The organism is Pseudomonas sp. (assembly GCF_050739995.1).
In the GTDB taxonomy this organism is placed as follows: Bacteria; Pseudomonadota; Gammaproteobacteria; order Pseudomonadales; family Pseudomonadaceae; genus Aquipseudomonas.
Genome location: NZ_JBOICG010000074.1, coordinates 1 through 8,273 on the forward strand (window position 1 = coordinate 1; position 8,273 = coordinate 8,273).

General features: G+C 59.4%; 8 protein-coding genes. 5 read left to right on the plus strand and 3 right to left on the minus strand.

Features of this window, described 5'->3' with window-relative positions:
- The first annotated feature begins 114 nt into the window (after positions 1-114).
- The 3 genes from ACRESD_RS02535 to ACRESD_RS02545 all read left to right on the plus strand — a co-directional run bounded on the left by ACRESD_RS02535 (position 115) and on the right by ACRESD_RS02545 (position 2,946).
- Positions 115-990: an urea transporter gene (locus ACRESD_RS02535; protein ID WP_431749483.1), complete on the plus strand. Its 876-nt coding sequence runs from the start codon at positions 115-117 to the stop codon at positions 988-990.
- A gap of 31 nt (positions 991-1,021) precedes the next feature.
- Positions 1,022-1,843, plus strand: a complete 822-nt coding sequence (locus ACRESD_RS02540) for an ion transporter (protein ID WP_431749484.1) — start codon at positions 1,022-1,024, stop codon at positions 1,841-1,843.
- A gap of 98 nt (positions 1,844-1,941) precedes the next feature.
- Positions 1,942-2,946 carry a sulfate ABC transporter substrate-binding protein gene (locus tag ACRESD_RS02545; RefSeq protein WP_431749485.1) on the plus strand — a complete coding sequence of 335 codons (1,005 nt, stop codon included), beginning with the start codon at positions 1,942-1,944 and terminating at the stop codon, positions 2,944-2,946.
- 69 nt (positions 2,947-3,015) lie between these two features.
- Here the strand turns inward: ACRESD_RS02545 and ACRESD_RS02550 are convergent, their stop codons facing one another.
- Positions 3,016-3,630 carry a DUF5666 domain-containing protein gene (locus ACRESD_RS02550; protein ID WP_431749486.1) on the minus strand — a complete coding sequence of 205 codons (615 nt, stop codon included), beginning with the start codon at positions 3,628-3,630 and terminating at the stop codon, positions 3,016-3,018.
- Between the two features lie 176 nt (positions 3,631-3,806).
- On the opposite strand from ACRESD_RS02550, the gene ACRESD_RS02555 reads away from it, so the two are divergent.
- On the plus strand, positions 3,807-5,003 hold the full coding sequence (locus tag ACRESD_RS02555; protein WP_431749487.1) for an MFS transporter: 1,197 nt from the start codon (positions 3,807-3,809) through the stop codon (positions 5,001-5,003).
- Between the two features lie 9 nt (positions 5,004-5,012).
- Here ACRESD_RS02555 and ACRESD_RS02560 read toward each other — a convergent pair whose 3' ends face one another.
- Together ACRESD_RS02560 and phnN are read right to left on the minus strand one after the other, a co-directional pair.
- Positions 5,013-6,539 carry a M10 family metallopeptidase C-terminal domain-containing protein gene (locus ACRESD_RS02560; protein ID WP_431749488.1) on the minus strand — a complete coding sequence of 509 codons (1,527 nt, stop codon included), beginning with the start codon at positions 6,537-6,539 and terminating at the stop codon, positions 5,013-5,015.
- A gap of 315 nt (positions 6,540-6,854) precedes the next feature.
- Entirely contained in the window at positions 6,855-7,415 is a 561-nt protein-coding gene (gene phnN, locus ACRESD_RS02565) for a phosphonate metabolism protein/1,5-bisphosphokinase (PRPP-forming) PhnN (RefSeq protein WP_431749489.1), read from the minus strand.
- 311 nt (positions 7,416-7,726) lie between these two features.
- Between phnN and ACRESD_RS02570 the strand changes: the two genes are divergently transcribed.
- Entirely contained in the window at positions 7,727-8,143 is a 417-nt protein-coding gene (locus ACRESD_RS02570; protein WP_431749490.1) for an NUDIX hydrolase, read from the plus strand.
- Positions 8,144-8,273 lie beyond the last annotated feature (130 nt).

The following is an 8,273-nucleotide window of genomic DNA, read 5'->3' on the forward strand; positions in this document are numbered from 1 at the left end:
CAAGCCCCCTCCCACACTTGATTGGGTTCACAAATTTGTATGTGTGAATGCAGTTCATTGTGGGAGGGGGCTTGCTCCCGATTGGGGGCAACCGAGTCCAACTGACTGACCACAATGCACAACCCCACCTGCCCCGACTGGGCCGAAGCCCTGCTTAACGGCTTCAGCCAGATCTTCCTGCAACGCCATCCGCTGTGCGGCCTGCTGTGCCTGTTGGCGATCCTGATCGGCGCCCCGGCCTTGTTCGGCGGGGCGTTGCTGGGTGGCGTGGCGGGTTTGCTCACGGCCCAGCGTCGAGGTTATCCCAAGGCCGAACGCCAGGCCGGTCTGTACAGCTACAACGGTGTGCTGCTGGGTGTGTTGATCAGCCAGCATTTCGTCTGGTCGGCGTTGGTACCACCATTGATTCTGGCGTGCGGTGGCCTGAGTGCAATGCTCATGAGGCAATGGCTCAAACATGCCACCCAGCCGGATGATTTGCCTGCCTACACGGCTCCTTTTGTCGGGCTGAGCTGGTTACTGATGGGCACGGTGCCTGAAAGCACGTTTGCCCTGGGCGAACCTGACACCCTGGCCGTTATCAGCGCGCCTTTTACCGGCCTCGCGCAAATCCTGTTGCTGGACCAGCCCCTGGCCGGTGCCTTGATTGCCCTGGGCCTGCTGCTGGCCAACCGTCGCGCCGCGTTATGGGCGTTGGTCGGCGCCGGCCTCGGCGTGTTCGTCGGCTTGCTGCTGGGCGAGCCCACCAGCGCCCTGCTCGGCCTGCACAGCTACAACCCCGCACTTGCCGCCCTGGCGCTGAGCCAGATCTATCGTCGGCCCTGGCTGCCGTTGCTCGGCATCGTGTTGGCGATTGTGCTTTCACCCGGCTTCACCGCCTTGCACCTGCCTGCGCTGACCGCGCCGTTTGTCCTCGCCTGCTGGCTGGTGCGCGCCAGCCAGCGGATGCTGCAAAAAACCCGCATGGACAGCCCCTTCGAATCCCCCTAGGCTGGCTCGATCTTCGATTCAGGCGACTTCCATGGACAGCAACAACTGGCGTCAACGGCTGTATGTAATGGTGTTCCAGAGCGACACCGTGGCCGGACGACGCTTCGACAGCACCCTGCTCTTGATCATCCTTGCCAGCCTGGTGATCGTGATCCTCGACAGTATCCAGGAGGTGCACGACAACTACGCCGATGTGCTGGCCTACATCGAGTGGGGCTTTACCATCATCTTTGCCATCGAGTACGGGCTGCGGCTGTATTGCTCGCCCAAGCCATTGCGTTATGCCTTCAGTTTCTACGGGCTGGTGGACTTGCTGGCCATCGTGCCGGGCATCCTGGCGCTGTACTACAGTGACGCCCAATACCTGTTGATCATCCGCATCATTCGTATGCTGCGGATCTTCCGGGTACTCAAGCTGGGCCCCTACCTCAAGCAGGCCAATTACCTGATGTCGGCGCTGCGGGGCAGCAAGCAGAAGATCGTGGTGTTCCTGCTCAGCGTGTGCACCCTGGTGACGGTGTTCGGCACCCTGATGTACGTGATCGAAGGGCCGGAACACGGGTTTACCAGTATTCCCAAAGGCATTTACTGGGCCATCGTGACCCTGACCACCGTGGGCTTTGGCGATATCGTGCCCAAGACGCCGCTGGGCCAGGTCATTTCGTCCCTGGTGATGATCACCGGTTACTCGATCATCGCCGTACCGACCGGGATTTTTACGGCGGAACTGGCTAACGCGATGCGCGGCGAGCAACTGCAACACGACTGCCCGGTGTGCAAGAAAAACACCCACGAGTCCAACGCTGCGTTTTGCTCTCGTTGCGGCAGTGCGCTGTTTAAGAAAATGGAATAAGCAAAGTTCTTTTTAATCTTTAAGCGACTATGCCCCCCCGGCTATAGTCGCTGGCAAAAGGCCTTCCCCTCTTCTTCTCGAACAACAAGGAATGAGCAGTGAAAAAAATCCTCAGCGCCTCTCTACTGGCCGCCGGCCTGGCCCTGGCCGGCGCCGTCCACGCCGCACCGGTCACCCTGCTCAACGTCTCCTACGACGTGATGCGCGATTTCTACAAGGACTACAATGCCGCGTTCCAGAAGCATTGGGAAGCCGAGCACCCGAACGACAAGCTGACCTTGCAGATGTCTTTCGGCGGCTCCAGCAAACAAGCGCGTTCGGTCATCGACGGCCTACCCGCTGACGTGATCACCATGAACATGGCCACCGACATCAATGCCCTGGTGGACAACGGCAAACTGGTGCCGGACAACTGGGTCACCCGCCTGCCGAACAACAGCGCACCGTTCACCTCCGCCACCGTCTTCATCGTGCGCAAGGGCAACCCCAAGGCCCTGAAAGATTGGCCGGACCTGCTCAAGGACGGCGTACAGGTGATCGTGCCCAACCCGAAAACCTCGGGTAACGGCCGCTACACCTACCTGTCGGCCTGGGGCTATGTGCTGAAAAACGGCGGCGATGAAGACAAGGCCAAGGCGTTTGTCGGCAAACTGTTCAAACAAGCGCCGGTGCTGGATACCGGTGGCCGCGCCGCCACCACCACGTTCATGACCAACCAGATCGGCGACGTGCTGGTGACCTTCGAGAACGAGGCGGAAATGATCGCCCGTGAATTCGGCCGTGATCAGTTCGAAGTGATCTACCCAAGCGTCTCCGCCGAAGCCGAGCCGCCGGTGTCGGTGGTCGACAAAGTGGTCGAGAAGAAAGGCACCCGCGCGGCCGCCGAGGATTACCTGAAGTACCTGTGGTCGCCTGAAGGCCAGGAGATCGCCGCCAACAACTACCTGCGTCCGCGTGACCCGAAAGTGCTGGCCAAGTACACCGACCGCTTCCCGAAAGTCGACTTCCTGTCGGTGGAAAAGACCTTTGGTGACTGGCGTACGGTGCAGAAGACCCACTTCAATGATGGTGGGGTCTTTGACCAGATCTACTCTGGTCAATAACCCGCTCTAGCTGAAGAAATGCAGCCCAGTGTGGGAGCCAGCTCCCACATTTGGTTTTGTGTTTGGCCGTTACATCGGCGGAGTTACGCCATCTTTGCCGGCTGAGATGGCCTGAGCCGTAATTGTTCCATCCGCGCCCTTCGCTGCAAACAGCACCACCTTCACCCCGGCCTTGAGCAAACTGCGATCCCCCGGTTCCAGGTTGACGATGGGCACATCATCCGGCACCACGATCTTCTGCTCACCGCCCTTGTATTTGACGGTCAAGGTGCGCCCGTTGCTGACCACCAGGTCGCCGACGGTGCCGTTGGTCATGCTGCTGCCTTCTTTCAAGTCGAAGGCGCGATGCCCGTCGCCGGTGCCGGCCATGGCCGGTGGGAACACGTGCACTTCCAGCGCCGTCAGCGTGCCGTCAGCATTCGGCATCGCGGCGGAGCCGATGTAGCTGCCGGGCTTGATCTCATCGATCTTGGCCAGGGTGACAGCGCGCACCTGGGTGTCCTTGGTCAGGTGGACGGTGACTTCCTCGCCGCTGTTGACCTTGACGTGCAGCGCATCACCGTCGACCGCTGTAATCGCGCCGCGTACCCCGACACGCGGTGCTTCGGCGGCATTGGCGAGCCCCATGGCCATGGCCGCGGCGAGGGTGGAAGCCAGGAGCATCTTGTTCAACGTGATCTTCATCGCAGTGGATTTCCTGTTTCGGCTGTTGTGTCTGAATGTATCATTACCCTTCGCGCAGAAAGTTAACGATTCACTCATCAATACCGGACATGAGTGATATCACTGCCAGCGGCCTACCCGGGCTACGGTGTTGTCTTTAGGCTCGCCCCACTTTCCTACGCTTTTATGAGAACACCATGAACGCTACATCCCACGCTACAAGCACCATGACCCGGAGCATGGTGATGCTGTTCGCGTTTTGCTGCGGCGCCATCGTGGCCAACATCTACTACGCACAACCGATCATCGAGCTGATTGCGCCCGACATCGGCCTGACCCCGACGATGGCCAGCCTGATCGTGTCCCTGACGCAAATCGGCTACGCCCTCGGCCTGTTCTTCCTCGTGCCGCTGGGCGACCTGCTGGAAAACCGCAAGCTGATGATCATCACGACCGTCGTGGCCATCGCCAGCTTGTTGGGCGCTGCTTTTACCGAGCAGCCGAATCTGTTCCTGCTGGTGTCGTTGCTGATCGGCTTCAGTTCGGTGTCGGTGCAGATCCTGATCCCGCTGGCGGCACACCTGGCGCCCGCCGAGTCCCGTGGCCGTGTGGTCGGCAGCATCATGGGCGGCCTGCTGCTCGGAATCCTGCTGGCACGACCGGTGTCCAGTGTGGTGGCCGACCACTTCGGCTGGCGCGCGATGTTCATGGCCGCCGCCGCATTGATGGCGTTTATCAGCGTGGTATTGCTGCTGACCATCCCCAAGCGTCAGCCCGACCACAGCGCCAGCTATGGCCAGTTGCTGCGTTCCCTGGGCACCCTGCTGCGTGAGCAACCGGTACTGCGCCAACGGGCGTTCTACCAGGGTTGCATGTTTGCGACTTTCAGCCTGTTCTGGACCGCCGCCCCACTGGAACTGGCGCGTAATCACGGCCTGAGCCAAAGCGAGATTGCGTTGTTTGCGCTGGTCGGCGCACTGGGCGCTATTGCTGCGCCCATCGCCGGTCGCCTGGCCGATGCCGGCCACACTCACCGCGCTTCGTTGCTGGCCATGCTGTTTGCCGCGCTGAGTTTCCTGCCGGCCTTCGTGCATCCGCTGTACAGCGTGATCGGCCTGGCGGTAACCGGCGTGGTCCTGGACTTCTGCGTACAGATGAACATGGTGCTCGGCCAACGCGCGATTTACGCCCTCGACGCCCACAGTCGCGGCCGCCTGAACGCGCTGTACATGACCAGCATTTTCATCGGCGGCGCGTTTGGTTCGGCGATTGCCAGCAGTGTGTACGAACACGGCGGCTGGCTGGGTGTGATGCTGGTAGGCAGTGCGTTCCCTCTGGTTGCGTTGCTGCGGTTCCTCAGCGCTTCACGCCAGGCCACGGCCGCCACTGCTTGAGGGAGCGGTTCAAGACTGTTTTTTTTCCGCAGATGCTTGGCCAGACGGCGATGCCAGCAGGCTCAGCAACTGCGAGAAAAATGCTAGCAGGGTGATAGCAAACATCTGAATCAAGCCGGCGGCATGTTCCTGTGTCTTATCCTGCAACGGGGCGGGAGCGGGTGCTGGAGCCGGAGGCGGCGCAGGAGTCGGTGCGGGAGCTGGCGCAGGCTGAACCTCAGGCGCTTGACCGCCCCACAGCACATCAGTTGGCTTGATCTCACCCTTGCTCTTGATCAACAGGTCCGCGCTACCGCTTCCCTTCAGGTCAATGGCCAGGCTTGAGAGACCGGTGCTGGGGTCATGCTTGAGCACCGCCTCCCCGGCTCGCCCAGTGAACCGGTCAGTGAAAACGAGTGACCGCACACCCGCTTCCTTCAAGGCTCCCGACACGTCGACCTTGTCCGTACCACTACTGAAATCCTCGATCATGTCCGGGTCGGTCGGCGTGGAATCGCTGGCCCTGTCGTAGACAAAGGTGTCCGCGCCGCCACCGCCTCTCAGGGAGTCGCCCTTCCCACCGCCCTTGATCCGGTTTGCCGCCTCATTCCCCGATATGTTGTCTCGCCCAGAGCCGCCAATCGCGTTTTCAATCGTACAGCCCTTGGCAATGGACACATTGCCCTTCAATCCGCCCACATCAGAAAACGATTCGGCGTTCAGGTTGATGGTCTGGTCCTGGGAGAACCCGGAGAAATCCATCGTGTCGACGCCACCACCGTCCCAGATACAGAAGACGGGTTTGTCGGCCGCGCTTTTGAGACTCATCGCCTCCCGCTCAGTATTGGAGTTGAAGCCATAGGTGGTGTCGGTGTTGCGGGTTTGGTGGTTGGCCCCGTACAGGCGTTGCGCCGCCGCGATATCGTCCATCATCGGTGCGGAGGGATTTTGCCCTTTGAAGTCGTGTCCCTTCTGGTTTTTCTCCGACCAATAACTCATCACCGTACGCGCCTTAGTATCTTCGGCGTAGACCGCGTTGTTTTGATAATCGAAGCCGTGCCCGTCGTAGTTCCCCGGATGATGCAGGCCAATGGCGTGGCCAACCTCATGGATAGCCGTCACCGAAAAGTGACTGCCCAATGCCGGTGCCCCACTCTCTCCCCGCGTGCCGATCGTGGCGGTGGTGTGGGTAGTAGAACGTCCGGGAAATGTGGCAACACCGCGATCACCGCGTGGGTTGTTGCGGATGTTAAGCGTGCCATCGGTCCCGCTTGATTGCTCGCGAAAGTTGATATTGGCCACATCCTGCCAGGACTGCACCGCCTGGCGGACGCGTTGCTGTTGCTGGTGGGTGAAACTGCTATCCACCGTGTAATTCACATCGACTTTCGAATCACCGTTACGGTCATGAAAACGCAGGTTTTCCCGCGTGAGCTGTTTGGCTGCCTGGTCCGTTGTGTAAGAAGGTTTATTACCACTCCCCACACCAAACGGGCCGGGGTCCGATACCGGCAAGTTGTTGAGAGGACTGATACTACGCAGGTCATAATTGTTCATGGTGCGGCGCCTTTGGGTTTAATAAAGAGAGCCGGCTAACCGATCGTTAGCCAACCGTTCCAGAGGTAAACTCGCACGCTGAAAAAGCCGATACCAACGTAGATTTGGTTCTAACCGCAACACCTGCACGCCTCGAAATACGAGGCGATACAACTAAGCATTCCTTTGCAATTTAAACACTCGACAACATAAAACCCTGGGCGATATCGAGTTGTTTTCCCAAGAGAAAAACAAAATCTAAAAAAGCATTTTTTGCTCAAGTACGCTCTTTCCCCATCGCTCAGGACATATCCATTAAACGAAAGGAAGAGCGGCTTAATGCCCGTGATCCAGGCAGCACAGCAGGCGCTCGACGGTATGCTCCAGTGGCCCGGAGTTATCCAGCACGAACAACCCCGCGCCATTGCCGGCAATCAGCTCGGCGGTGAACCGTGCATTGCGTGCCAACCGCTCCTCGATATCCGCCAACGACTCACGCCCACGCGCAATCAAACGCTCGCGCAACACGGCTTGATCCACCGTCAGCAACAACACCAACGAGGTGGGATAGCGCTCGCGCGTCTGCGCCAGATGCGCGCGGGAGCCATTGACCAACACGTCCTCCCCCGCCGCCAGCCAATCGTCGATTGCCTTGGGGATGCCATAGGACAACCCATTGGCTTGCCAACTCAGGGCAAACGCGCCCTCGGCCTGCATCACGGCAAACTGCTCCGGGCTTACACCTTGCGCTGCTTCGCCCACCGCTTCCGCCGAGCGCGTGATGACGCGGCGCACGATACGGCAACCGCGCTCGACCAAACGTGGACGTGCGGCATCCAGCAGGCTGTCCTTGCCCGAACCCGATGGCCCGATGAGATAGATCAACCTGCCCGCCATCAAAACACCCTCTTCGCTTCTCGCCAGACTTATTGCACCACTGGCCGCCCGTTGCTTACGCCGGCCCCAAGCCAGCGGCGGCCACATTACCCGAGTGCAACCCGCCACGCACCACACTCGGTGCGTCCATCTGCACTTTACAGTAGGCGCGCCCGATGACTTGCATGTGACGCCAGGAGGCGGCTGTGTGAAGGCTTTAGGTTGCCACCACTGTAAGACTGATCACCCTTCAGAGGTTCTGACACAATGTACGCCATCCATTAGTCTTCGCCCCAAGAGCGGGTGCACGCGTTTAGGGTAGAACAATAACGATGATCATCAACAAGGCGTGCCCCGTAGTCCTTCGCACAAGACAGTCCGTGGAAATCCTGGCATTCGAACACCCGCTGGCGGGCTTCCAACTGGTCAAGGGCAGCATAGAACCTGGTGAGACCACAGCCGCTGCCGCTATTCGAGAGTTACAAGAAGAAGCAGGAATAGCCGGCAACGTCATACGGGACTTAGGAATCTGGCATGCAGAAATCACTGGTCAAACCTGGGCATTTCATCAATGCCAGGTCTCGGCGGACCTTCCAGATACATGGGCACATTTTGCAGAAGATGATGGAGGACATTGGTTTCATTTTTTCTGGTACCCGTTGAGCAAGGAACCTACAAATGAATGGCATCCGATCTTTCAGTGCGCGTTGAGCGCCCTCACAGAGAAGCTCCGTTCTGAGGCACGCTAAACGGCTCATCACTCAGCCGCGTTGAGCAATGCCAACGGATGCTGAGGTGCTGGTTGATCAGACGCTGAATCCCTAACAGCCGATGAGGTCTCCTGTGGGAGCTGGCTTGCCTGCGATGGCGATATACCTG

Bases quoted from the DNA above. Each gene is read 5' to 3' on its own strand.
- ACRESD_RS02535 (WP_431749483.1), top strand. From the start codon at position 115: ATGCACAACCCCACCTGCCCCGACTGGGCCGAAGCCCTGCTTAACGGC.
- ACRESD_RS02540 (WP_431749484.1), top strand. From the start codon at position 1,022: ATGGACAGCAACAACTGGCGTCAACGGCTGTATGTAATGGTGTTCCAG.
- ACRESD_RS02550 (WP_431749486.1), bottom strand. From the start codon at position 3,630: ATGAAGATCACGTTGAACAAGATGCTCCTGGCTTCCACCCTCGCCGCG.
- ACRESD_RS02555 (WP_431749487.1), top strand. From the start codon at position 3,807: ATGAACGCTACATCCCACGCTACAAGCACCATGACCCGGAGCATGGTG.
- ACRESD_RS02560 (WP_431749488.1), bottom strand. From the start codon at position 6,539: ATGAACAATTATGACCTGCGTAGTATCAGTCCTCTCAACAACTTGCCG.
- phnN (WP_431749489.1), bottom strand. From the start codon at position 7,415: ATGGCGGGCAGGTTGATCTATCTCATCGGGCCATCGGGTTCGGGCAAG.
- ACRESD_RS02570 (WP_431749490.1), top strand. From the start codon at position 7,727: ATGATCATCAACAAGGCGTGCCCCGTAGTCCTTCGCACAAGACAGTCC.